This window comes from Pelistega suis (assembly GCF_013133795.1).
Classification (GTDB): Bacteria; Pseudomonadota; Gammaproteobacteria; order Burkholderiales; family Burkholderiaceae_B; genus Taylorella; species Taylorella suis.
Window position 1 is genome coordinate 72,174 of the sequence record NZ_JABGBN010000008.1, and the last position, 23,429, is coordinate 95,602.

Below are 23,429 nucleotides of genomic sequence, written 5' to 3' on the forward strand. Positions count from 1 at the left end.
GTGAAATAGTATGAGAAAACTTAGTGTCATTATCTTGTCGGTCATGCTCACTGCTTGTGCAGTAGGTCCAGATTATAAAGAGGCGCCTGCTATTGAGGTAGGGGAAAAATATAAGGCGAGCACTCAAGATTGGGTACAAATGAGTGAAGAAAGTCTAGAGAAAGAAGATTGGTGGTTACGATTTAAGGATGATACCTTAAATCGCTTAATGCAAGAGTTAAATCAATCAAACTTCCAAATTGCTGAGGCTTTGGCGACTTATGAGGCGGCAATGGCAAGTGTTCGTTCTTCTCGTGCAGGGTTATTTCCAAGTTTAGGGACAAGTGCGGATTACACACGTTCAGGAGGGGATAATCAAAGCGGTATTTCGAATACATATAAAGCAACGGGCTCTTTAAGTTGGGAAGTGGATTTATGGGGAAAGGTTCGCCGACAGCTTGAAGCAAGCAAAAATGCGGCTCAAGCGAGTGAAGCGGATGTGGCCAATATCCGTTTAAGTCTGCAAGCCCAGTTAGCGAAAGCCTATTTTAGTTTGCGAATGACAGATGAGCAGATTGCTTTACTCAATCGTATAGTGGCTAGCTATGAGAAAGCTGTGCAAGTAAATCAAAATCGCTATGATCAAGGTGTTGCCGCACGTGCTGATGTGGTAAGTGCGATGGCGCAATTGGAAAATGCACGAGCACAGGCGATTAATATTCAGTCGACACGTCAACAATATGAAAGTACGATTGCGGTGTTATTGGGCAAAGCGCCAAGTCAGGTGACTATCCCCCAAGAGGCTTTTGTCATGACGATTCCTAGCATTCCCACGGTGTTACCGGCTTCACTTTTATGGCATCGAGCCGATATTTACTCTGCAGAACGTGCTGTGGCTAAGGCAAACGAGGAAATCGGTATTGCAAAAGCGGTGTGGTTTCCGAGTTTAAATTTAGGTGTGAGTGGTGGGTTAAGTCAAAATACCTTGGCGAATTGGTTATCGGCACCATTGAATTTCTGGTCATTAGGACCAGCATTGGCGCTGACTATTTTTGATGGTGGAGCTCGCTCTGCAGCGGTCGCAAGTAGTACGGCTCAGTATCAAGGGAAAGTCGCTGCTTATCGTCAGACAGTATTAAATGCCTTAAAAGAGGTAGAAGATAATATGACTTTATTGAATACCTTAAATCGTCAACATAGTGTTCAGCAAAGGGCTTTAGCGGCAGCACGAGAGTCGCTCAAAATTACGCGAAATCAATATCAGGCAGGTTTGGTGAATTATCTTAGTGTGACGCAAGTAGAAAATACGGCTTATAATACCGAAATTAGTGCTTTGCAGCTGATGAACCAGCGATTAAATGCCGCCGTGGATTTAATCATGGCGTTTGGTGGTGGCTGGCAAGTACCAACAGCTCAAATACGATAGGTAGGAAATATGCCTTTTTTTAAATGTGATGGTCAACAGCCTTTTAAATTTGATCAAGAAGAAATTGTCAAAGGATTACGAGAGGTACGTCAAAAATGGCGTACTTCACAGCATCGTTTAAATGAGGTAGGGGGGCGTCATTTGCCTTCGCCTCACGCGATTGATCAGGCCGTCAAACAATTAACGGGCGCCTTATTTCCTATGCGTTTGGGGCCAGATGATTTGCTACAAGAGAATGAGGACTTTTATGTGGGTTATACCATTGGCTTAGCATTAAGTGCCTTATTAACGCAGATTAAGCTAGAAAAGAAACATCATCATCGCCATGATGAGATGGATGATTGTGCTATTGAAAAAGCCGCGGAGCGGGTGGTACGTGAATTTGCTAAAAAATTGCCAGAAATTCGTGCTTTATTAGATAGTGATGTGATGGCGGCGTATGCAGGAGACCCTGCTGCGCGTAGTGTTGACGAAGTTTTATTGTGTTATCCCGGTATTCAAGCGATGATTTATCATCGTATTGCCCATGAACTGTATAAATTAGATGTGCCCTTAATGGCACGTATTATTGCAGAAATTTCGCATAGTGCGACAGGTATTGATATTCATCCGGGAGCGCAAATTGGAGCGGGTTGTTTTATTGATCATGGCACAGGTGTGGTGATTGGTGAAACAGCCATTATTGGTAAGAATGTGCGTATTTATCAGGCGGTAACATTGGGAGCGAAAAGTTTCCCTGCGGATAAGGATGGCACCTTACATAAAGGACTGGCTCGTCATCCTATTGTAGAGGACGGTGTTGTCATTTATGCAGGTGCAACTATTCTTGGGCGTATTACTATCGGTAAAAATGCGATTATCGGGGGTAATACTTGGGTAACCGATGATGTTCCCGCAGGGGATTTTGTCCGTATTGTGAGCTCACATTCTAAGAATTGTGATTTTTAGAGAACCCACTTGATGTGAGTTATTCTGTCTTTAATCATTTTTAGTGTATTAAGTACATCTTTTTCATTTGGCAGTTCTCCATATACCAACGATTTAAAGTCGTTGGTATACGTATTTTTAAGCTCATTCCATATGTACTCTAAATCTTTGAACACGAGAGCTTCATTTGGATGATGATGTAACCATTGGTTATTATTTTTAAAACTAATGAAATCGTCTTGAGCTACTTTCTGTAGCATGATATCGAAAGCTTTTGACTGAAAGAATCTCTCAAACTCTGATTGGCTTAGTAGTTGGTGTAAGTCATAAGTATGTCTGATTTTTTGTTTTAAACTCGTTATTGGGGTATTGCTATAAGAGAAACGAACCAAGGACATGATTTTCTCGCAGAGGGTTCTATTTGGATCCAAGACAGATACATTGAATGAAAGTAAGTGATGTGTTTCTGCAAGTTGATGTTGCCCCATATTGAGCATCATCTGCCCAATAAAAGAAATAATGGGTTTAGTTGTAAATGGTTCATGATGTCCTAGCCAAGTTGATTCTAGTATGATAACGTCGCGTACCTGTCCATAATTGCCTTTGAATTCTTTGTTGTACGTGTGAGCTGTTTTCCTATTCATCCCCATTTTATGGGTGAGACCATCAATTTCTACACTAGGTAATATTTTGTCAACCAGAGAGCTAATTGTTTTTAGTTTTGTTTTTAGTTGATTGTCTGTTTCACCTTCTTTTCGTAATACGATTAAATCAATATCCTCAGAGAATCGCTCTATTAAGTTAAAACATTTAGACAGTGCAGTTCCTCCTTTAAAAACAACTTCTTGCCCTAGATTGCTATGGAAAATAGTAAATAGCGTATATGTAATCCAATAGTCTTTTTCGATGTATTCTGGTTTTAGATTGAGATGCTGCGATGTAAATCGAATGGCATCATTAAAAAGGGCTTTATCAGTGTGTAGTTTCATTTGATATACCAGTTGTTTTTTGTTGGTAATTCAGTTTTGGTTACACCCAGTTGGATGGTGGTTAAGGGGTTTAGGCTTTCTTTTAGTTTTATTAAAAGGGTGACTTCTTTATTCTCGTTTTCTAATATGGCACCTAATAATGCACGCACTCTTGGAGGGTAAAGGAGGGCATATTTAATTAAATCTTTTTGTTGTTGATGAGTTAATTCATTAATAATAGCACTGAGTCGATGAAGACCTTGAGTTATAGAGCAATCAGGAATATGTTTTATATCTTTAAATGCATCCAATAATCCAAGAATTTGATAATTTGAATTAGTGACTTTGGTGTAGCTTTTTACTGCTTGTGTTTTTAATATTTTGCCATCAATGTTGATGCGCTTATGTATACTAGCGATTTTTATACGAAAAGGTATTTGAGAAGTTAAACCTAGTCGATTGTAGAGAGAAGTTCCCGTTTCATAAGCAATGCGTTTCCCGTTTTTGAATAAATATGGTCGGAGCAACTCTTGGTAATCGGGCATTAATTCACCAAAAGATGTCTGCTCAGGTTTATAAAAAATGCCTTTTGAAATTTTTTTAATAAAATTTTTCTCAACTAAACGAGATAAGGCTTTAGCTGCTGCAGAATAGTCATTTTTGGCAATGTGTAAATCAGCATACCCAAAGGTTTTTCCGTTGGGGAGTTGATTGATTTTCTTGTATATATTACTAGTGATAGTCATGATAATAAATTTAATAAAAGTCAAGTTTTTGATGTTAAAAACTTGACTTTTATTATTTTAAATTATTGATATTATTTTTATTTAAAAATATTCTAATTTAAAAAAATAGATAATCACTTCTAACCTCTAATAAACGCCACGCCATGTGCACCGTATTCTTGTGCTTTGCTTAGGCTTGTTAAAGATTGTCCCCCAATCGCAAAAACTGGGCGTCCTGCTTCGTATGCAAATTGTTGGAATGTTTCCCAACCTAAGGGGGGAGTATCTGGATGAGAGGGAGTGGTTTCGACATGTCCAAGCACCATAAAATCGGCATTGAGGTGCTGAGCATAGAGAATATCAGCGAGATGATGACAAGATACTCCCATCAGCTTATTGTTATCAATTGGGCGCTCATCTAATTGTACGGCATCTTGTGCGCGTAGTTGAACACCATCAGCTAAAGCCCACCATGCACGAGGATGGATACTATTAATGATTAGTTTTGCGCCATGCTCATGGCATTTCGCCAGCATTTTTTCAAAGAGTGCTTTGAGCGTACCATGCCCTACACCTTCAGACCAATTCGGTTCTCGGAATTGAAAGAGTTTGATACCTTGATTGAGTAGTTGTTCAAACTTTTGCCAATACATCTCTTGTATATCAGCTTGTTGAAAGTGGCTAATAGCATAACTCTCGGGCAAGGTTAGCCATTTTAGAGGCTCAACGGATGCAGGTAAAATTTCACCGAGTTGATTTGCCTGAGTAGGCGTTGTCCATGCAAAGGCTTGTTGTTCTAGACCTCGTACTTCCCCTTTCCAATCGTAGACGCGACAGAAAGAAAGCTCTACGGTTGTTTTTGGATAATCATAGGTAAAGCTAACCCAAGGATAAGAGGTGGTAATCTCAATATCGAGCTCTTCTTTTAACTCTCGTGCCAAAGCTTGATGAACGTTTTCTCCTTCTTCTATTTTTCCTCCAGGGAACTCCCACCAACCAGACCATGGTTTACCGTCTGGGCGTTGAGCGAGTAGTACTTGTCCTTCGGGATTAATTATCACCCCTACAGCGACACGAATAAAAGGCTTTTGTTCCATAGTAATCCTTTGAGGAAAGTTTTATTTGCTTAAGTGACGTGCTGTCCAGTCTTTTGCAAAATGTCGGGCAATACGACCAGAACGAGAACCACGTTGAATAGCCCATTGTAGTGCTTCTGTACGACTGGCTTCAATATGTTCTTCTGGGCAGCCTAGTTCTCGTAACCAATAATTGACAATGGCAATGTAATCCTCCTGACGGAAAGGATAGAAAGAGAGCCATAAACCAAAGCGTTCAGAAAGAGAAATTTTTTCTTCAATTGCTTCGCCTGGGTGAACCTCACCGTCGTCTTGGTATTTGGTAGAAAGATTCTCACTCATATACTCAGGCATAAGATGGCGACGATTAGAGGTTGCATAAACCAGAACATTTTCTCCGCTAGAAGAGATTGAGCCATCTAGAATAGATTTTAATGCTTTATAGCTGACTTCACCTTCATCAAAAGAGAGGTCATCACAGAAGATAATAAAGCGTTCGGGGCGCTGATGAATTAAATCAACAATATCCCCTAAATCCCCTAAATCACTTTTATCAACCTCAATGAGACGTAATCCTTGGTCTGCATATTTGGCGAGCATGGCTTTGACTAAAGAGCTTTTTCCAGTACCTCGTGCCCCAGTCATTAAGACATTATTTGCTGGTTTGCCTTGTAAGAAAAAGCGTGTATTGGTATCGATGGCTTCTTTTTGTTTTTCGATATGAAGTAAATCGTCGGTTTCAATATGGTCCACGACTTTGACAGCTTCTAACCATGCAGTTTCCCCTTTTTTACGCCAACGAAAGGCTTTGGCAGACCAGTCTGTGCTTTCTGGTGTAGGAGGCAACCATGCTTCAAGTTGAGATAATACGCCTAGGGCTTTTTGAATGAGTTGCTGAACAGTATCATTAGACATCAGAAAAATCCTTGAGGTTTATAAGGTTTATGCGTTAGTAAGAATTGTTTGTATCAGATATAGTAGAATATACACATATTGTCACTTTTTAACATAGGTTTACTGTGAGCGTTCAAGAAATTATTAGTCCAATTGCAGCGGATATGCAAGAGGTAGATGCGGTTATTCGTTCTCGTTTAAATTCTGAAGTCGTTATGATTCGCACGATTGGTGAATACATCATTAGTGCGGGTGGTAAACGTATGCGTCCTGCGATGGTGCTGATGGTAGCAAATGCACTTGGCTATAAGGGCAATTTACACCATATTCTGGCAGCCGTGATAGAGTTTATTCATACCTCTACGCTTTTGCATGATGATGTGGTTGATGAATCAGATATGCGTCGTGGTCGAGAGACAGCCAATGCGGTTTTTGGTAATGCAGCAAGTGTGTTAGTGGGTGACTATTTATATTCACGTTCATTCGAAATGATGGTTGAAGTCGATTCAATGCGTGTGATGCAGATTCTTTCGCAGGCGACGACGGTGATTGCCGAGGGTGAGGTGCTTCAGTTGTTGAATGTACATGACCCTGATGTGACAGTAGAGCGTTATTTACAGGTTGTACGTTATAAAACCGCTAAATTATTTGAAGCGGCAACACAGGTGGCGGCTGTTATTGCTGGCGCTAGTCCAGAGGTAGAAGAAGCAGCAGCAGCGTATGGTCGTCATGTCGGTACAGCTTTCCAATTGATTGATGATGTCTTGGATTATTCGGGTTCTGCGGAGAGTTTGGGTAAAAATGTCGGCGATGATTTGCGTGAGGGCAAGCCAACATTACCCTTAATTCGTGTGATGGAAGTGGGTACGCCAGAGCAACAAGCCTTAATTCGTCAAGCGATTGAGACAGGTGAAGCAGACTTTGAGGCCGTTGCTGCGGCGATTAGAGCGACGGATGCACTAGAGTATACTCGTCAGATGGCGATTAAAGAGGCCGAAATTGCTCAAAAAGCCTTAGATTTAATTCCTGATTCTGACTATAAAAAATCACTTCGTTTATTCGCGCGTTTTTCAGTAGAGCGTGATCGTTAAGCGCAGTAGATGAGAGTGACAAGGGTATTTCCTAATAGTAGGTAATGCCCTTTTTTATTACATTTACTTATATTTAGAATAAATTTGGGTGTGATATTACGCCTTAAGGAGACTATGTCATGAAAAAACTCTCGGCTGTATTTTTAGGATTAGCAACGACTTTTGCATTTAATGCCTATGCGGCGGATAAAGAAATTATCGTTGCCACCGACACAGCATTCGTGCCATTCCAATTCAAAGATGGTGATAAATATACTGGTTTTGATATTGATTTATTTGATGCCATTGCACGTGAGGCGGGTATCAAGTATAAATTACAGCCGATGGATTTTAATGGTATTATCCCGAGCTTACAGACACGCAATGTGGATGCAGCAATTGCGGGTATTTCCATCAAAGAAGAGCGTAAGAAGATTCTCGACTTTTCTGATCCTTACTACAATAGTGGGATTGCCATTATGGTGCGCACAGCAGATGTTGATAAGATTAAGAGTTTAGATGATCTTAAGGAAAAAACAGTAGCAATTAAAACAGGCTCGGGTCCTGTCGATTTCGTGAAGAAAAATGTACCCAGTGCCAAAATTAAACTCTTCCCTAATAGCGATAACTCTTTCTTAGATTTGCAGTCAGGTAATTCAGATGCGGTGGTTTATGATACGCCTAATTTACAGTACTACGCTAAAACAGCAGGTCAGGGTAAAGTAGTGGTGAGTGCTATTTTAAATAGTGATGATCAATATGGTATCGCCTTTCCTAAAGGAAGCGATTTAGTGGCAAAAGTCAATGAAGGTCTTAAGAAAGTCCGTGCAAGCGGTGAATACGATAAGATTCATGCAAAATGGTTTGGTGATGCACCTGCCAAATAAGGTTTAATGCCAGTTATCGTGCTGTTGAGGTGATGAATCTTTGGGGTTTCATCACCTATTTTTATTTTTAAACTATTGAAAAAATTTTGTTATGGATGTTGATTTTCAAGTAATTGTTGATGCTTTACCTGATTTATGGAAAGGTGCTCAATTAACAATAAAAATTACGCTACTTGGCTTAATCGGTGGTGTTATTTTAGGGGCTTTGGTGGGGGTGATTCGTGCTTATGCACCGTCTTGGTCAGATAATGAGTTTAGATCTAAGCATCCTGTGGGAGGTGTCTTATTACCCTTAGTATCTTGGATAGCAAAAGCCTATGTGCTACTGATTCGTGGTACGCCCATGGTTGTACAAGTGATGTTTATTTACTTTGCCTTTCCTTTGATTTTTCAGGTGCGAGTGGATGGTATGACGGCGGCAATTGCTACCTTGATGATTAATTCAGGAGCTTATATCGCTGAAATTGTACGAGGCAGTCTATTGTCAGTTTCTAAAGGGCTCTATGAGGCTGGTTTAGCGATGGGTTTGCCCTTTTATAAAATCATTACGAAGATTATTGGGCCGATTGCTTTTCGCCGCATGATTCCTGCATTAGGTAATCAATGCATTATTAGTCTCAAAGACACGTCCATTTTTATCGTTATTGGGGTGGCAGAACTCACGCGTCAAGGACAAGAAATTATGGCAACCAATTATCGTGCTATTGAAATTTGGGGGGCTGTGGCCTTTTTCTATCTAGTGATGACAGGCATTATTGCTTTAGGGCTAAAGTTAATTGAGAAGAAAATGAGGATTCTATAATGTCGACACCCATTGTTCAATTTAAAAATGTGACTAAGAAATTCGGTGCTCATACGATTCTGGATGGCGTAGATTTAACTATCAATGAGGGTGAAGTGGTGGTGGTTATTGGTCCTTCAGGGTCAGGTAAATCAACTTTTTTACGGTGTATCAATGCATTAGAGACGATACAAGGAGGTGATTTAATTGTGGGTAGCCATAGTGTCAAATCCTCACCCGCTGAATTGAGAGCGTTGCGCCGTGAGGCAGGTATGGTGTTTCAGCAGTTTAATCTATTTCCTCAACTGACGGCATTGGAAAATGTTATGTTTGGGCCAAAACAGATTCGTGGCGTCACTCATGCTAAAGCCAAAGAAGAGGCGGAAGCTTTGCTGAGAAAAGTGGGACTGGGTGAGCGCATGAATCACTATCCTAGCGAGTTATCAGGTGGACAACAGCAACGAGTGGCTATTGCGCGTGCGTTGGCGATTAAGCCTAAGCTAATGCTATTTGATGAGCCAACATCAGCATTGGATCCCGAGTTACGACATGAGGTACTTAAAGTCATGCAAGACTTAGCACAAGACGGTATGACCATGGTCGTGGTGACGCATGAAATTAGTTTTGCAGAAAAAGTCGGTACACGACTCATTTTTATTGATAAGGGTAAAATTGCGCATGATGGATCGCCTAAGGAACTAATATCCCTACCACCAAGTCAGCGTTTAAAAGATTTCTTGCAACACGTGAAGTAAAATAAACACCTATCTGATAATTTAGCTTTTCATAGGAAGGATGTATGCCTGCTTATCGTTCAAAAACCTCAACCCATGGTCGTAATATGGCTGGTGCTCGTGCTTTATGGCGAGCAACTGGTATGAAAGATAGTGATTTTGGTAAACCCATTATTGCTGTCGTGAACTCATTCACGCAGTTTGTGCCGGGACACGTACATCTTAAAGACTTAGGTCAACTAGTCGCTCGCCAAATTGAACAAGCAGGTGGAGTGGCCAAAGAGTTTAATACTATTGCGATTGATGACGGTATTGCGATGGGGCATGGTGGCATGTTGTATTCTTTGCCTTCTCGTGATTTGATTGCGGATTCTGTCGAGTATATGGTTAATGCACATTGTGCTGATGCGATGGTCTGTATTTCTAATTGCGATAAGATTACTCCAGGCATGTTAATGGCTGCAATGCGCCTTAATATCCCAACTATTTTTGTTTCGGGTGGCCCTATGGAAGCAGGTAAAGTGGTTTTACCTGGTTCAGAAAAAGTTATTAAGCTAGATCTTGTGGATGCTATGATTAAAGCAGCAGATCCCGATGTTTCTGATGCAGAGACAGATAGTGTAGAGCGTAGTGCTTGTCCTACCTGTGGTTCTTGTTCAGGTATGTTTACGGCTAACTCAATGAACTGTCTAACAGAAGCGTTGGGTTTGTCTTTGCCAGGCAATGGTACGATTGTCGCGACACATGCGTTGCGTAAAGGTTTATTTGAGCAAGCGGGTACTTTGATTGTTGACCTTGCTCGTCGTTATTATGAACAAGATGATGAGAGTGTATTACCTCGTAGTATTGCGACAAAAGCTGCTTTTGAAAATGCCATGGTGCTTGATGTTGCGATGGGTGGTTCGACCAATACCGTACTGCATTTATTAGCTGCGGCGCAAGAAGCAGGTGTAGATTTCACGATGAAAGACATTGATGCCATCTCTCGTCGTGTGCCATGTCTATGTAAAGTAGCGCCAGCAACGAGCCAGTACCATATCGAAGATGTACATCGTGCCGGTGGCATCCTAGGTATTTTGGCTGAGTTAAATCGTGCAGGTTTGGTAGATACGACGGTAAACAATATTCATAGTGGTACCTTAGGTAAGGCGATTGAGGCTTGGGATGTAAAAGCCGCTAATGTTAAGGCAGAGACCGTAGAGTTTTTTAAAGCTTCACCCGGTGGCGTACCTACACAAGTGGCATTTAGCCAGAATCGTTATTTCAATGAGCTAGACTTAAATCGTGCCGATGGTTGTATTCGTGATAAAGCGCATGCTTATTCTCAAGACGGTGGTTTAGCGGTGCTCTACGGTAATTTAGCGACCAATGGTTGTATCGTCAAAACAGCGGGTGTGGATGAAAGTATTCTGACGTTTACGGGCAAAGCGATTGTATTTGAAAGTCAAGAAGATGCCACAGCAGGTATTTTGGGCGGTGATGTCCAAGAAGGTCATGTTGTCATTATTCGCTATGAGGGTCCTAAAGGCGGGCCGGGCATGCAAGAAATGTTGTATCCAACCTCTTACCTTAAATCAAAAGGCTTAGGTGCTAAAGCTGCCTTATTAACAGATGGACGTTTTTCAGGTGGTTCTTCTGGTCTAGTCATTGGTCATGCATCACCAGAGGCAGCCGAAGGTGGTAATATTGCATTAGTACAAAATGGTGATGAGATTCAAATCGATATCCCTAATCGTAAAATTCATTTGGCTATTTCGGATGAGGAATTAGCTACTCGCCGTCAAGCAATGGAAGCGAAAGGGGATAAGGCATGGAAACCTGAGAGTCGCGAACGCTATGTATCGCAAGCTTTACAGGCATATGCAGCGATGGCAACATCGGCTGACCGTGGTGCCGTCCGTGATTTGAGTCAATTAAAACGTAAATAAAATAGACGTTATTTGACGTGAGAACCCATCGTTGTATGCGATGGGTTTTTTGTTGATTGTTAGGTTTAAAGGTATGTATCAACCCTCCATAGTAATTGTGCCATTGTGGCTAATCTTTATTTATCAGTTTTTATTGTTGGCAGCACATCGTCGAGCGATGGTAAAAGCCTTTGTTGCTCAGGATATTTTAGAAAACCCGGAGCATCAATTATCGGTAAGAAGAATGTTCGCGTTAGGGCATCGATTTGATATGAAAGTGCTATCGATGGTTGTCGGTATTCCTATGATTATTGGGACAGTAGTGCTTTATTTCACCTCCCACATTGCGCTAGGTATTGCGATAGTGATGTTTGTGCTGTGTTTAGTGCTTAATGGCATTATTGTCGGTAACTTTTACTACTTTAAGACCTATAACAATTACTACGATATTTTTATGTTTGGTCTCGTGGAGGATGATACGCAAGCCGTTTTAAAAAATATTTATGAGGACTACCCGATTATTCGCCTTGTATTAGGTGTGTTATTGAGTGCTCTGTTGCCGGCGTATTTTTGCTATCAAGCGATACATTTAAACTGGTTTGCTTTTGACGCGCTATGGCTCCAAATTATTTTGTCAGTAGTGAGTGTGCTGTGCATTGCTTTAGCCGCAAGAGGTGCGATACGTTCTAAGCCATTGGGACGAGGGCAGGCTCAAGTGAGCTCTTTAAGTATTTTGAATAAAATGGTTCCTGACGGCGTGACTGCTATGAGTTGGGCATTTACCGATCGTAAGGCACAAATTAGTTTTGACGTGGTGACAGCAGAGCAAGGAAAAGCCTTGTTACGTCGTATGGGTGAGATAGAGGATTTTCATGATACAACCCCTAAAAATAATTATCTTGCTCAAGAAAAACCTCATGTGGTTTTTGCCTTAATGGAGAGTTTTGGAAATAATATCTTAATTCACGACCATGCAGAGCATAATGATTTGCTAGGTCGTCTTCGTCCTTATTGGCAAAAGGGTTTTGTGTTTGAACGGTTTTGTTCGGACTATGATGGTACCGCCCCGAGTTTAGCGAATATCTTTTTTCATAGTGATATTCAAAATATCAGCCAAACCATTGCTCAGCATACTTCTTTAGGAGAAACCCCTTTTGAGGTATATAAAGCACAAGGCTATAAGACTGTTTTTATTACGGCTGGCAATATGATGTGGCGTAATTTAGCCAATTACTTCCCTCTACAAGGGGTAGATGAGTTGTATGACCAGAATAATATGATGGAAATATTTCCTGAAGCAAAGGCTTCTCTTTCTTATTGGGGGGTGGCGGATGAATATGCTTTTGCATTGGCTCAAAAACTTCTCGAAGAAAGTAAGGAACCATTATTTATCAGTATTTTGACAATGACAAATCATCCTCCTTATAAAGTACCAGCGCATTACCATCTTAAACCTCTACAGCCAGCGTGTTTACAGGGGAGATATGGTAATGAGGATACGGAGCGATTAGCGGTTTTAGGAACTTATCAATATGCTTGTGATACCTTGGGTGGTTTTCTGCAAGCGATAGATAAAAAAGATACTCAAGCTCGTCAAATTATCGTTGCGGCAACAGGAGATCATCATTTTAGAGGGGTTTATGTTAATCAACCCAAAGAGGTTTTTTTAGCAAAGTCTGTCCCATTTTTTGTCTATTTGTCTAGCGATTTACAGACACAAATGGATTTGTCTTTTGATAAAAACAGAGTCGCCTCGCATAAAGATATTATGCCGACACTCTATCATTTGAGTTTGTCCCAAGCTACTTATTGGCATGGCTGTGGTCGTTCATTGTTTTCGACAGAGCAACGGTTCGAGTTTGCTTATAATGAGAAGTCCTTATTTGCGACAGTAGAGGGGGTGATGGATTTAGGTGCTCAGCCTTGTATAGCTTATCCATGGTCTTCATCAGAGAGTGGCTGGAAGGTAGAGGTGAATAGTCGTCCTTTAACGGCCAGCGAGCAGGATAAAGCCCTCGCATTTCAGGACTTTATCCGGTGGCAGATCAATTATTTGGTTACGCAAGCACAATCCTAACCTGAGTTACGTAAGCCTGCAGCAATGCCGTTAATGGTGAGATGGACACTGCGCTCATCGCGTAGGCTCTCATAACGGTTTTGCTGTGTTTCTGCACGGTGCTGACGTAGGCGACCAATAACCTCCACTTGTAGATAATTGAGGGGGTCAATATAAGCAAAACGTTCTTGTAATATATTCGCCAATGCTTTGTTATTATCTAATAATTCCTCAATATCAAGAATCTCTTTTAGGCTTTTAACCGTTAGCGCATGTTCATGCTTAATCATAGAAAAAATTCGGTGACGTAGCGTCTCATCACTAACCAAGGTACTATATTGCTCAGCGATTTTTAAATCTGACTTGGCTAATACCATCTCCATATTTGAAAGCATTGTTTTAAAGAAACGCCAGCCTTTTGCCATATGACGTAAACGAGCTAATCTGTCTGAGCGACTATTGGGCTCACAGTCAAAACCTTGCTCTAAATAGGTATGTATTGCTGTACCAAAGCCATACCAACCTGGTAATAAGACTCGGCATTGAGCCCAAGAGAAGCCCCAAGGAATAGCGCGCAAATCCTCGATACGTTGCCCTTTTTTGCGAGAAGCAGGACGAGAGCCGATATTCAGTCCCGCAATTTCATTAATCGGAGTGGCAGCAAAGAAGTAATTGACAAAACCCTCAGTGCCATAGACCAATTGACGATAAGTGCGCTGTGAAAGTTGAGATAGCTGCTCCAGTAGGTTCTGATGTTCTTGCATAAAGAGGTCGGGTTCAGACGCTTGTTTGCCGACCGAGGTTTGTAAGGTCGCGCTGAGGAGATGTTCTAAATGCCATTTACCCAAGGCAGCAGAGCGATATTTGTTCTGAATCACTTCTCCTTGTTCGGTGAGACGAATTTGTCCAGCGACAGAGCCCGGTGATTGAGCCAAAATAGCGTCAAAGCTAGAGCCTCCGCCACGGCCGACGGCTCCTCCGCGTCCATGGAACATGCGTAAACGGACGGCATGTTTTTTAAATACCTCCACTAAAGCTTTTTCAGCTTTATATAAAGACCAGTTAGAGGTGAGATAGCCCCCGTCTTTATTACTATCAGAATAGCCTAGCATCACTTCTTGTAGACCATGTTGTGCCTTTATTACACGCTCTTTGACAAGTGGAATGCTAAGCCATTGATCCATAATATTGGGACCTGCTTCTAGGTCAGGAATGGTTTCAAATAAAGGCACGACAATCAGACCATCATCGGCTTGAATAGGGATTGGATTACCTTGCTCATCGGTTTCTAGGCTGATGAGACCAGTTTCTTGCTGAAGAACTAGAATTTCCAATAAATCGCTTAAGGTTTCTGTATGCGAAACAATATATTGTTTGATAGCACGTTTACCATAGCGTTGACGCAGTTGTGCAGCTGTTTGGAGGATAAGTAATTCTTTGCTGGTTTGTTCGCTATATTGTTGCCATGGAGAGACCAAGGGGCGAGGGTTATGAAGCTCAGCAATGAGAAGTTCAACTTTTTCTTGTTCACTTAACTCAGCGTAGACCAATGGTTTGCCTTGCAATGTTGTGCGATTGCGTCTATATAGTTCGGTTAATACTGCTTCGTGAACGTCAGAGCTTTGGCGCAAATCTACCGTAGCTAAGTGAAATCCAAAAATCTTAACAGATTGAATTAAGGTATCCAGACGTAAATCCGCAATGGATTCGGCTTGATGCTGACGTAAGGAGTCTGCGATTAACTGCAAGTCTGCTAAGAAGTCTTGTGGGCTCGTATAAGGAGTAGCTGCCTGTACATTGAGAATTTGTAATTTGCCATCAGAGAAATCTTTGGCAGTTGCGGCAAGACGAGCATAGGTATTGATGATGACGCGACGATAAGGTTCATCTAAACGATGTGGAGAGCGATCGATACTGAGCTTGGATTGTTCTGACAGTGCTTCAGAAACATCGGTTAATAAAGTGCTCATCGATAGCTCAGTACCGAGCGTTTTAAGCTCATCTAAATAGTGCTGAAAAAGGGTGACGGCTTGTTTACGAAATGCCGATTTTAGGGTATCCGCATTGACATTGGGGTTGCCGTCACGGTCACCACCAATCCACGAACCCATCGTGAGAAAAGAGGGCAGCTCATCAAATTGGGTTTTAAATTGATGACGTACTTCTCTATTGAGTTGCTTATAAAGGGCGGGGATGGCTTTTAAAAAAGTCGTGGCGAAGTAGTTGTTGACATTATCTAACTCATTATCAACCGTTAGCTTATTGGCTCGCAACATACGAGTGAGCCAGAGGATTTTGATATAGGCGGCTAATTCCTCAGCAAGCTCTTCTTGTTCTTCCTCATCATCAAGCTGATGATAGGTGATTAACTTCTGTGCAATAGCTTGATGTAGATCAAGCGTACTTTTGCGCTGTACCTCAGTTGGGTGTGCTGTGAGTACAGGAACGACATTGGTCTGTTGTAAAGCAGAATACAGCTCTGCTGCGCTAATACCCTCTTGGTTGAGCATAGCCAAGGTATGCTTGAGGCTAGACGGGGAAGTTTTGGATTTGAGTAAGCGTTGTTGGTCGTGATCCTCGGCGATATTAGCGAGATGTAAAAAATAGCTAAACGCACGCGCCATCGTATTGGCTTCATCGTCAGAAAGTTGGTCAATAGCCTGACTTAGGGCTTGGATATTTTCTGTGTTGGGCTCTCGACGTGTGCGTACACTCGCACGGCGTAGTTCTTCAATATCATTAAATGCTTTTTCGCCGTCACTAGAGCGGATGGCCTCACCAAGGAGTTTGCCTAGTAGATAAATATCATTGTGCAGGCTTTTATTGCTTGTTTTAATGGCGTTATTCGTCATATTAGAAGTCTCCTTTCTTATTGTTTAAGTATAAGGGTATTCAGACTCATAAGGTATAAAAACGTCAATAAGATACTATTTTTACATGCAAGTAATTTTTAAAATAATTACCGCATTGCAGAATATACGTTCCATTTTTAATTATGTAATTTATTTTAAAAGAATAATAAAAAACATGAAAGTAACCAAAAAATCATAAAAAAATAATTTATTTTCTTTTATTTTGTAAAAAAATTTATTTTTATAATCTTTTTGATAAAAAATTAATAAGACTAGGTATTTTCCCTTTATTTCTGCAATGCAGAATAAAAAAGAGAAAAATTGATTGACAATTTATGCCAATTTATCAAAAATAATTTCTAATTAACGATAAAAATACGGAGACAATGCATGGATATTTTTATGCAGCAGCTTCTGAATGGCTTAACGCTAGGAAGCGTCTATAGTTTGGTGGCATTGGGGCTGACACTTGTGTACGGTATCCTGCATGTCCCTAATTTTGCCCATGGTGCTTTTTATATGATGGGTGGCTTTGTGGCCTATTATCTGATGAGTGCGATGGGTTTGGGGTATTGGTCTGCTATGGTTGGGGCAGCGATTGCGGTTGCTTTGCTGTCTATGTTGGCTGAGTTATTGGTTTTTAAACCTTTGAGTAAAGCCCCTCCATTACACGATATGATTGCGGCAATTGGAATTATGCTCTTTCTAGAGTCTCTTGCTCAGTTATTGTGGGGAGCAGACTTTCAGCGAATCCCAACCCCTTATCAGCAGATGATTGATCTTTTGGGTATCACGGTATCTTTGCAACGCTTACTTATCATCGCTGGTGCTTTTGTTTTATTGATTGCCTTGCATTTATTTCTTCATCATACGCTTTTGGGTGCAAGTATTATCGCCATGGCACAAAGTAAAGAGGGGGCAAAACTGGTGGGTATTGATCCTGTACGGGTGACCTATTTGGTATTTGCCGTAGCGGGTGTGTTGGCTGCAGTGGCTGCCGTGTTATATGCCCCGATTAATTTAGTCTATCCAGCAATGGGACAGATTGTGATTACAAAAGCGTTTGTCATTATCGTCATGGGTGGAATGGGTAGTTTTGCGGGAGCAGTAATTGGTGGTCTTATTATTGGTTTTGCCGAAAGCTTTGGCGGGTATTATATTTCGCCTGATTATAAAGACATTATTGCTTTCTTGGTCTTAGTTCTTGTGCTATCTATTCGACCAGAAGGTTTATTTTCAAAGGGGATGCGATAAATGAAAAAGTTAACACTATCGTATGGATGGACGATTGCCTTGTTGGTGGCGATAGCATTTCCCTTCGTTTCGTCTAATGAGTATTACTTATCTGTGGTGACGTTGGCGATTATCTACGCGATTGCCGCCTTAGGATTAAATTTGCTGACAGGTTATACCGGGCAATTTAATTTAGCGCATGGTGGGTTTATGGCCATTGGTGCTTATGCGGTAGGTATTTTGACGGTGGATTATGAGTGGTCTTTTTGGTCAGCATTTGTGGTGGCGGTGCTGATTACGATGTTGATTGGCTTATTGGTCGGTTTGGTATCGTTACGTTTAAAAGGGCATTTCTTTTCGATTTTTACCTTATGCGTGGGTTATATCATTTTCTTGCTCATTGAAAAGTGGGAAAGCCTAACGCATGGTGTGATTGGTATTATGAATGTGCCCACACCTGAGCTAGGGGGTGTAGTAGATTTCTATGACGGTAAGGCTCAGTATTTCTTAGCATTAATTTGTTTAGTTGTTGGTATCTGGTTAATGAATCGTTTAGTGCGTTCTATTGTTGGGCGTAGTTTTATTGCCATTAAAAATGGTGATTCTTTAGCAGAGGCATTGGGCATTAATCTTATGCGTACCAAGATTCTTTCTTTTGTTATTTCGGTAGCGTACGCAGCCGTAGCGGGTGCTTTATATGCCGGCTATGTTCGCTTTTTAGGTCCAGATATGGCTTATGTCTCAACCACTTTTAATATTGTGATGTTTGTGTTAGTGGGTGGTTTAGGCACAATCGCAGGTCCGGTCATTGGTGCATTACTACTTTCTAGTCTCACGCAATCTTTACAGTTCTTGGCGGATTATAGGATGTTAGTATTTGGCCCCTTATTGATTATTGTCTTGATTTTTATTCCTTCAGGCATTGTTGGGCTTTGGCGTCGATTTTTGACCAAAAAGACTATGGCATAAAAAGTCAATAACGGAGAAAAAGATGCTAAAAATTCATAAGCTAACTAAAAATTTCGGTGGTTTAACGGCGGTCAATGATGTATCGGTTACCGTGGATGAGGGCAGCATTACCGCGATTATTGGTCCTAATGGTGCAGGTAAAACGACATTTTTTAACTTAATTAGTGGAGCTATTCAGCCTAGTTCAGGCAGTGTCATGTTAAATGGTGTCGAAATGGCAGGATTGCGCGCTGATCAAATTGCCAAACTCGGTGTGGCGAGGACATTTCAAACAACGAATCTATTTGAACAAGCGACGGTATTAGATAATCTCATCGTGGGGCACCGTTTACGGACGAGATCTGGGTTTTGGGATGTTGTATTCAATACGAGACGCTTGCAACAAGAGGAAAAAATATGTCGCGAAAAAGCGGAGCTGGCCTTAGATTTTGTGGGTTTATCTCATCGAGCAGATGCCTTGGCAGCAGATATTACGCAAGAAGAGAAAAAGCGAGTTGCCTTTGCATTAGCCCTAACAACTGACCCCAAGATTTTATTGCTTGATGAGCCAGCAGGGGGTGTCAATCCAGAGGAAACCATTGGACTGGCTAACTTAATCCGTAAATTAGTGCAGAGTGGGAAAACAGTCTGCTTAGTTGAACACAAGATGGATATGATTATGAGTTTAGCCGATAAGATTTTGGTGTTACATCATGGTCAGAAATTAGCCGAGGGAACGCCAGCAGAGATTCGTCAAAATGATGCAGTCATTGAAGCTTATTTGGGGGTAGAGCATGCTGAAAATTGATAATGTGTCTTTAAAGTATGGAGCATTTACCGCCTTGAATAGAGTTTCATTAAGGGCAGATCAGGGTGAGTTGATTGTCTTATTAGGTGCAAATGGTGCTGGTAAAAGTACCTTGTTTTTGGCGATTAGTGGTGTACATCCTATCGCCGAGGGAAAAATTCTCTACCAAGGAGAAGATATCGCTAAATGGAAGTCACCTCGTATTGTGAAAGAGGGCTTGGTGCATTGTCCAGAAGGAAGAAAGCTATTTCCCGGAATGAGTGTTTATAAGAACTTACAACTCGGTGGGTATGTTCATAAAAAAGATAAGAAAGGGGTAGAGGAACAAATTGAGGAGGTGTTTGAGCTTTTCCCTATTCTTAAAGAAAAACAGCATCAAATGGCAGGGTCTTTATCAGGAGGTCAGCAACAAATGGTGGCGATTGGTCGAGCATTGGTGAGTCGGCCTAAGGTATTGCTATTAGATGAGCCTTCACTAGGTTTGGCACCTTTAGTGGTTAAGCAGATGTTTGAGGTGATTCAAAGAATCAATGCCCAAGGGACGACCGTGTTATTGGCGGAGCAAAATGCTTATTCTGCCTTGAAAATTTGTCATCGTGCTTATGTCATGGAGCGAGGTAATGTCATCCTTGAAGGAGATAAAGAATCGCTTTTGCATAACGAAGATATTAAAAAAGCTTATCTAGGTGCTTAATCCTAGTAAAAATCGTATTTGGCTACTAACTATGTGGAGACAGTCATGAAAGCCTTAACAAAAATGATTCGGAAGTATGTGGGTGCAACGTACGTAGCGAGCGTGTTGATGGGAGTAGGCTCAACCGCTGCTATGGCTCAAGAGGTTATTAATATTGGTTTTAGTGGTCCTTTAAGTGGTGGAGCTGCACTATATGGCAAAAATGTTTTATTTGGTTTAGAGAGTGGTGTTAAAGATGTTAATAAAGAGGGCATCAAGATTGACGGTAAAACGTATACATTAAATTTGGTTGGGTTGGATGATAAATATGCTCCTTCTGAAACAGCCGTAAATGGTCGCCGTCTTGTTCAGGAAAATAAAGCGAACTTTATTTTTGTGCCACATTCAGGAGGGACTTTTGCGCTACAGACATTTAATACGCGTAGTAATTTTTTGATTTTGTCTTTTAGTAGCTTAAATGCCGTGTTGGAGAAAAAGAATCCTTTAACTGTTCGTATTCCTGAGGCTTATGAACGTTATTTCCCAACGTATATTAAATTCCAGATGGAGAAATATGGTAAGAAATTAGGAATAGCGACAACTAATAGTGATTATGGTCGTACTTTCTCCAAAGATTTTGAAGCGGCTTGGAAAAATGCAGGTGGTGAGGTAGTTGCCAATAATTTAATGGCCTATAACACGTCAGCAGATTTTTATAGCGGTATGGGACGCGTGTTAGCTGAGAAGCCGGATGTGCTTCTCATTGGAGGTCCTTCTGAGCCTACTGCCTTAGTCGCTAAGCAAGCGCGAGAGCTAGGCTTTAAAGGAGGGTTTATCTTAACTGATCAAGCAAAGTTCAATGAGATGGAACGGGTATTAGGCGATTATTCTATATTGAATGGTTCTGTGGGTGTTGTTCCGCTTATTCCAGAAGTTCGTCCAGAGTCTATCCCTTTTATGGAGGAATTTGCAAAAAACCATCCGTCTGTGCAAGGCAAGGCATTTAGTAGTGATATTACCCTTAATTATGCCATGGTGCGTATCTTGGCCATCGCCATGGAGTTGGCTAATAGTAAGGACGATTTAAAAGCGATTATGGATAAACTGGATGAGGCTGTGAAGAAACTTCCTCCACAATACAATCCTATTCAAATCACAGGGTTTAAAAATGGTAGTTTGATTTACAACTCTTCCGTAGTTTTAGTTGAAGATGGTAAATTGGTACGCCACGCATTAGTTGAGGAGAAAAAATGAAGGCGCTTGTTTGTCATAAGTTTGGTCCGATAGATGACTTAAATGTAGAGGAGTTACCGTCTTTAGAGCCTCAAGCTAATGAGGTAGTCGTGAGGGTTGCGGCGGCTTCTGTGAACTTTCCCGATGCTTTAATTGTGCAAGGTTTATATCAGATTAAGCCAGACTTTCCTTTTTCTCCGGGTGCAGAATTTGCTGGGGAGATTATTAAGGTAGGTGCTCAGGTTAAGGGCTGGAAAGTTGGAGATAGAGTAATCGCTTCTTGTGGATATGGTGCATTTGCACAAGAGTGTCGAGTGGATGCCTCACGTCTTATCCCCTTACCACCAGAGATGCCCCCTGAGCTAGGGGCTGCCTTTGTGATGACGTATGGGACGTCCTTGCATGCACTCAAAGACTGCGGTGAGCTAAGCTCAGAAGATACCTTACTGGTATTGGGGGCAGCGGGGGGCGTAGGATTAGCCGCTATCGAAATCGCTAAACAAATGGGTGCTAAAGTTATTGCGGCTGCCTCTACCTCTGATAAGAGGGACTTATGTTTACAGGTGGGGGCAGACTATGCGGTTGACTATACCCAAGAGGATTGGCGTAAACAAGTAGAGAAGATGACGGAAGGTAAAGGGGTAACGGTCGTCTATGATGCTGTTGGTGGTGCGTATAGTGAAATAGCTCTACGTACCTTGGCTTGGCGAGGACGATTCTTAGTGGTGGGTTTTGCGGCAGGGCAAATTCCTAAGATTCCTTTAAATCTTGCCTTGTTAAGTGAGCGTAAGATTTTAGGTGTATTTTGGGGGCAGGCCGTACGTCAGAACCCACAAAAGCATCAAGAAAATATGGCGTTATTAGTGGATTGGTTTAAGCAAGGAAAAATCAAACCCGTTGTCACGCAGACAGTAACGCTATCTCAAGCAAAACAAGCAATCCAAGATTTAGCTAATCGTCAAATCAAGGGAAAAGTCATTGTGTTGCCACAAGCCTAATTTCCCTTGGCTTATTGTAGGAAAAGGCCCCAACTAGGCGATGTTCATCAATGTGCCGTTAATCAGTTGGGGCACTACGGCATAAATATCTTTTTGGGCAATAAAGTCCACTTCATCTTGTGCGCCTTTTGCGATAAGACGTTTGCCAACACGAGAGTTGTATAAACAATCTTTAACGTCGGTGCCTTGGTAGTATTGTAAAGCGGCTGTGGCACTATCGGTCAGAGTAAAATTCTCTAGTGGAAGTAAAGAAATTAAATAGCCTGCCCCATAAAAGTCCTCCATATTAAAAGCATTACGAGATCCAGAGCAGATAATAATAAACGTTACGCCGGGATGATGGGTGAGTGCATGTTGGATAACAGCTTTTGCATTTAAGAGAGAAACGGCATAAACGGTTTTGGCCGTTTGACTGCCGAGTAGAGCAACGGTACCATTGGTGGTAGCATAGACAAGGGATGGCTTGTTGTGCTGGATAATACTGATAGGTGTGGCGGCACTAAATCCTTGAAGTGTTTCTGCATTGAGTTCACCAGCGAGTGTGTACTCATCAGGGTCTAAGGTATCGGCGATAGCTAGTGCTTGCTCACCATTGAGTGCAGGTATGACGCGTTGAGCATGATTGGCTAATGCTGCGGTAATACTGGATGTTGCACAAAGAATATCGAGTACAAATGCGATTTTACCTTGCAGTAGCTCGGGATTAATATCCTCCTTTTTCAAGACAACGTGCAGACTAGGCTTACTTGAATTATCGCTCATGGTGTTTTCTCCGTAAGAGCAAAAGTGCCAGAAGCATGAAAGACCTTTTTCTCGCCAGCAAAAATATCGCAGTCAATAAAAGCAATCCGCTTACCTATGCGATGAATGATTGGTTTGGCATAGATAAAATCTCCCGGCTTTGCGAGACTGATAAATTGACTATTGAGGGCAAGGGTAAGGTATTGTTTAGTCCAGTTGGATTGATGGGTTAGCGCACGTCCCATGGCATTATCGGCAAGTAGCAATAAAATTCCACCATGAGGGACATCGAGCTGATTTAAATGTTTTTCTTCTAATAATAGACCCAGCCCCATTGTGCCATCTTCAAATACTTTTTCATACATCGGGCCGCATAATTGAACAAATCGACTTCGGGTTTCGAAGGGGGTAAAGTCCGCAGGAACCGCTTGCAAAGGGGGGCTTCCCTCTGGAGATTGAGTTTGTGTGCTCATTAGATTTCCTCCTATGATAGATATTTATTTTCTGCATAGC

The 23,429-nt window shown here is 41.5% G+C and carries 21 protein-coding genes; 14 read left to right on the top strand and 7 right to left on the bottom strand.

The features are described 5' to 3' along the window. Nucleotides 1-10: 10 nt before the first annotated feature. Together HKX39_RS09145 and epsC are read left to right on the top strand one after the other, a co-directional pair. The gene (locus HKX39_RS09145; RefSeq protein ID WP_171681021.1) at nucleotides 11-1,405 is read left to right on the top strand and encodes an efflux transporter outer membrane subunit; all 1,395 of its coding nucleotides are present in this window, start codon (nucleotides 11-13) and stop codon (nucleotides 1,403-1,405) included. Between the two features lie 9 nt (nucleotides 1,406-1,414). Then, a complete protein-coding gene (gene epsC / locus HKX39_RS09150) occupies nucleotides 1,415-2,353 on the top strand; it encodes a serine O-acetyltransferase EpsC (protein ID WP_171681022.1) in 939 nt (312 codons plus the stop codon). Here the strand turns inward: epsC and HKX39_RS09155 are convergent. The 4 genes from HKX39_RS09155 to HKX39_RS09170 all read right to left on the bottom strand — a co-directional run bounded on the left by HKX39_RS09155 (nucleotide 2,350) and on the right by HKX39_RS09170 (nucleotide 6,016). Then, a complete protein-coding gene (locus HKX39_RS09155) occupies nucleotides 2,350-3,321 on the bottom strand; it encodes a nucleotidyl transferase AbiEii/AbiGii toxin family protein (protein WP_171681023.1) in 972 nt (323 codons plus the stop codon). The genes epsC and HKX39_RS09155 overlap by 4 nt on opposite strands. Further along, nucleotides 3,318-4,046, bottom strand: a complete 729-nt coding sequence (locus tag HKX39_RS09160) for a DUF6088 family protein (protein ID WP_171681024.1) — start codon at nucleotides 4,044-4,046, stop codon at nucleotides 3,318-3,320. Before HKX39_RS09160 ends, HKX39_RS09155 begins: the two co-directional genes overlap by 4 nt. A gap of 119 nt (nucleotides 4,047-4,165) precedes the next feature. Beyond that, nucleotides 4,166-5,122 carry a Nudix family hydrolase gene (locus HKX39_RS09165; RefSeq protein ID WP_171681025.1) on the bottom strand — a complete coding sequence of 319 codons (957 nt, stop codon included), beginning with the start codon at nucleotides 5,120-5,122 and terminating at the stop codon, nucleotides 4,166-4,168. A gap of 21 nt (nucleotides 5,123-5,143) precedes the next feature. After that, complete coding sequence (locus tag HKX39_RS09170) at nucleotides 5,144-6,016, bottom strand: ATP-binding protein (protein ID WP_171681026.1); 873 nt, start codon at nucleotides 6,014-6,016, stop codon at nucleotides 5,144-5,146. Between the two features lie 104 nt (nucleotides 6,017-6,120). Here HKX39_RS09170 and ispB point away from each other — a divergent pair, with 104 nt between their 5' ends. From ispB to HKX39_RS09200, 6 genes are all read left to right on the top strand, one after another. Further along, a complete protein-coding gene (gene ispB / locus HKX39_RS09175) occupies nucleotides 6,121-7,086 on the top strand; it encodes an octaprenyl diphosphate synthase (protein ID WP_171681027.1) in 966 nt (321 codons plus the stop codon). Between the two features lie 119 nt (nucleotides 7,087-7,205). Further along, nucleotides 7,206-7,952, top strand: coding sequence for a glutamine ABC transporter substrate-binding protein GlnH (gene glnH / locus HKX39_RS09180; RefSeq protein WP_171681028.1), 747 nt, complete (start codon nucleotides 7,206-7,208; stop codon nucleotides 7,950-7,952). Between the two features lie 91 nt (nucleotides 7,953-8,043). Next, nucleotides 8,044-8,754 carry an ABC transporter permease subunit gene (locus HKX39_RS09185; protein ID WP_171681029.1) on the top strand — a complete coding sequence of 237 codons (711 nt, stop codon included), beginning with the start codon at nucleotides 8,044-8,046 and terminating at the stop codon, nucleotides 8,752-8,754. Next, nucleotides 8,754-9,488 (top strand): glutamine ABC transporter ATP-binding protein GlnQ, encoded by a 735-nt coding sequence (gene glnQ / locus HKX39_RS09190; RefSeq protein ID WP_216605081.1) that lies wholly within the window; start codon nucleotides 8,754-8,756, stop codon nucleotides 9,486-9,488. Before HKX39_RS09185 ends, glnQ begins: the two co-directional genes overlap by 1 nt. A 44-nt stretch (nucleotides 9,489-9,532) precedes the next feature. After that, complete coding sequence (gene ilvD / locus HKX39_RS09195) at nucleotides 9,533-11,395, top strand: dihydroxy-acid dehydratase (RefSeq protein WP_171681030.1); 1,863 nt, start codon at nucleotides 9,533-9,535, stop codon at nucleotides 11,393-11,395. A gap of 73 nt (nucleotides 11,396-11,468) precedes the next feature. Then, nucleotides 11,469-13,451: an LTA synthase family protein gene (locus HKX39_RS09200; RefSeq protein ID WP_171681031.1), complete on the top strand. Its 1,983-nt coding sequence runs from the start codon at nucleotides 11,469-11,471 to the stop codon at nucleotides 13,449-13,451. Here the strand turns inward: HKX39_RS09200 and ppc are convergent. Then, on the bottom strand, nucleotides 13,448-16,282 hold the full coding sequence (gene ppc, locus HKX39_RS09205; RefSeq protein ID WP_171681032.1) for a phosphoenolpyruvate carboxylase: 2,835 nt from the start codon (nucleotides 16,280-16,282) through the stop codon (nucleotides 13,448-13,450). The two genes, HKX39_RS09200 and ppc, sit on opposite strands and share 4 nt — an antisense overlap. Nucleotides 16,283-16,672: 390 nt before the next feature. Between ppc and HKX39_RS09210 the strand changes: the two genes are divergently transcribed. The 6 genes from HKX39_RS09210 to HKX39_RS09235 are packed head-to-tail and all read left to right on the top strand — an operon-like array spanning nucleotide 16,673 to nucleotide 22,175. Continuing rightward, nucleotides 16,673-17,536, top strand: coding sequence for a branched-chain amino acid ABC transporter permease (locus HKX39_RS09210; RefSeq protein WP_171681033.1), 864 nt, complete (start codon nucleotides 16,673-16,675; stop codon nucleotides 17,534-17,536). Then, nucleotides 17,537-18,484, top strand: coding sequence for a branched-chain amino acid ABC transporter permease (locus HKX39_RS09215; protein ID WP_171681034.1), 948 nt, complete (start codon nucleotides 17,537-17,539; stop codon nucleotides 18,482-18,484). 22 nt (nucleotides 18,485-18,506) lie between these two features. Next, nucleotides 18,507-19,271, top strand: coding sequence for an ABC transporter ATP-binding protein (locus tag HKX39_RS09220; protein WP_171681035.1), 765 nt, complete (start codon nucleotides 18,507-18,509; stop codon nucleotides 19,269-19,271). Beyond that, on the top strand, nucleotides 19,258-19,965 hold the full coding sequence (locus HKX39_RS09225) for an ABC transporter ATP-binding protein (protein ID WP_171681036.1): 708 nt from the start codon (nucleotides 19,258-19,260) through the stop codon (nucleotides 19,963-19,965). Before HKX39_RS09220 ends, HKX39_RS09225 begins: the two co-directional genes overlap by 14 nt. A 45-nt stretch (nucleotides 19,966-20,010) precedes the next feature. Continuing rightward, the gene (locus tag HKX39_RS09230) at nucleotides 20,011-21,198 is read left to right on the top strand and encodes an ABC transporter substrate-binding protein (RefSeq protein ID WP_246226151.1); all 1,188 of its coding nucleotides are present in this window, start codon (nucleotides 20,011-20,013) and stop codon (nucleotides 21,196-21,198) included. Next, nucleotides 21,195-22,175, top strand: coding sequence for an NADPH:quinone oxidoreductase family protein (locus tag HKX39_RS09235; protein WP_171681037.1), 981 nt, complete (start codon nucleotides 21,195-21,197; stop codon nucleotides 22,173-22,175). Before HKX39_RS09230 ends, HKX39_RS09235 begins: the two co-directional genes overlap by 4 nt. 33 nt (nucleotides 22,176-22,208) lie before the next feature. Here the strand turns inward: HKX39_RS09235 and HKX39_RS09240 are convergent, their stop codons facing one another. Together HKX39_RS09240 and HKX39_RS09245 are read right to left on the bottom strand one after the other, a co-directional pair. Then, entirely contained in the window at nucleotides 22,209-22,937 is a 729-nt protein-coding gene (locus tag HKX39_RS09240; protein WP_171681038.1) for a 2-phosphosulfolactate phosphatase, read from the bottom strand. Beyond that, nucleotides 22,934-23,389 carry a PaaI family thioesterase gene (locus tag HKX39_RS09245; RefSeq protein WP_171681039.1) on the bottom strand — a complete coding sequence of 152 codons (456 nt, stop codon included), beginning with the start codon at nucleotides 23,387-23,389 and terminating at the stop codon, nucleotides 22,934-22,936. Before HKX39_RS09245 ends, HKX39_RS09240 begins: the two co-directional genes overlap by 4 nt. Nucleotides 23,390-23,429: the final 40 nt, after the last annotated feature.

What these genes read in the sequence shown, in the direction of transcription:
- HKX39_RS09145 (WP_171681021.1), top strand. Translation starts at nt 11, where the DNA reads ATGAGAAAACTTAGTGTCATTATCTTGTCGGTCATGCTCACTGCTTGT.
- epsC (WP_171681022.1), top strand. Translation starts at nt 1,415, where the DNA reads ATGCCTTTTTTTAAATGTGATGGTCAACAGCCTTTTAAATTTGATCAA.
- HKX39_RS09155 (WP_171681023.1), bottom strand. Translation starts at nt 3,321, where the DNA reads ATGAAACTACACACTGATAAAGCCCTTTTTAATGATGCCATTCGATTT.
- HKX39_RS09160 (WP_171681024.1), bottom strand. Translation starts at nt 4,046, where the DNA reads ATGACTATCACTAGTAATATATACAAGAAAATCAATCAACTCCCCAAC.
- HKX39_RS09165 (WP_171681025.1), bottom strand. Translation starts at nt 5,122, where the DNA reads ATGGAACAAAAGCCTTTTATTCGTGTCGCTGTAGGGGTGATAATTAAT.
- HKX39_RS09170 (WP_171681026.1), bottom strand. Translation starts at nt 6,016, where the DNA reads ATGTCTAATGATACTGTTCAGCAACTCATTCAAAAAGCCCTAGGCGTA.
- glnH (WP_171681028.1), top strand. Translation starts at nt 7,206, where the DNA reads ATGAAAAAACTCTCGGCTGTATTTTTAGGATTAGCAACGACTTTTGCA.
- HKX39_RS09185 (WP_171681029.1), top strand. Translation starts at nt 8,044, where the DNA reads ATGGATGTTGATTTTCAAGTAATTGTTGATGCTTTACCTGATTTATGG.
- glnQ (WP_216605081.1), top strand. Translation starts at nt 8,754, where the DNA reads ATGTCGACACCCATTGTTCAATTTAAAAATGTGACTAAGAAATTCGGT.
- ilvD (WP_171681030.1), top strand. Translation starts at nt 9,533, where the DNA reads ATGCCTGCTTATCGTTCAAAAACCTCAACCCATGGTCGTAATATGGCT.
- HKX39_RS09200 (WP_171681031.1), top strand. Translation starts at nt 11,469, where the DNA reads ATGTATCAACCCTCCATAGTAATTGTGCCATTGTGGCTAATCTTTATT.
- ppc (WP_171681032.1), bottom strand. Translation starts at nt 16,282, where the DNA reads ATGACGAATAACGCCATTAAAACAAGCAATAAAAGCCTGCACAATGAT.
- HKX39_RS09210 (WP_171681033.1), top strand. Translation starts at nt 16,673, where the DNA reads ATGGATATTTTTATGCAGCAGCTTCTGAATGGCTTAACGCTAGGAAGC.
- HKX39_RS09215 (WP_171681034.1), top strand. Translation starts at nt 17,537, where the DNA reads ATGAAAAAGTTAACACTATCGTATGGATGGACGATTGCCTTGTTGGTG.
- HKX39_RS09220 (WP_171681035.1), top strand. Translation starts at nt 18,507, where the DNA reads ATGCTAAAAATTCATAAGCTAACTAAAAATTTCGGTGGTTTAACGGCG.
- HKX39_RS09225 (WP_171681036.1), top strand. Translation starts at nt 19,258, where the DNA reads ATGCTGAAAATTGATAATGTGTCTTTAAAGTATGGAGCATTTACCGCC.
- HKX39_RS09230 (WP_246226151.1), top strand. Translation starts at nt 20,011, where the DNA reads ATGAAAGCCTTAACAAAAATGATTCGGAAGTATGTGGGTGCAACGTAC.
- HKX39_RS09235 (WP_171681037.1), top strand. Translation starts at nt 21,195, where the DNA reads ATGAAGGCGCTTGTTTGTCATAAGTTTGGTCCGATAGATGACTTAAAT.
- HKX39_RS09240 (WP_171681038.1), bottom strand. Translation starts at nt 22,937, where the DNA reads ATGAGCGATAATTCAAGTAAGCCTAGTCTGCACGTTGTCTTGAAAAAG.
- HKX39_RS09245 (WP_171681039.1), bottom strand. Translation starts at nt 23,389, where the DNA reads ATGAGCACACAAACTCAATCTCCAGAGGGAAGCCCCCCTTTGCAAGCG.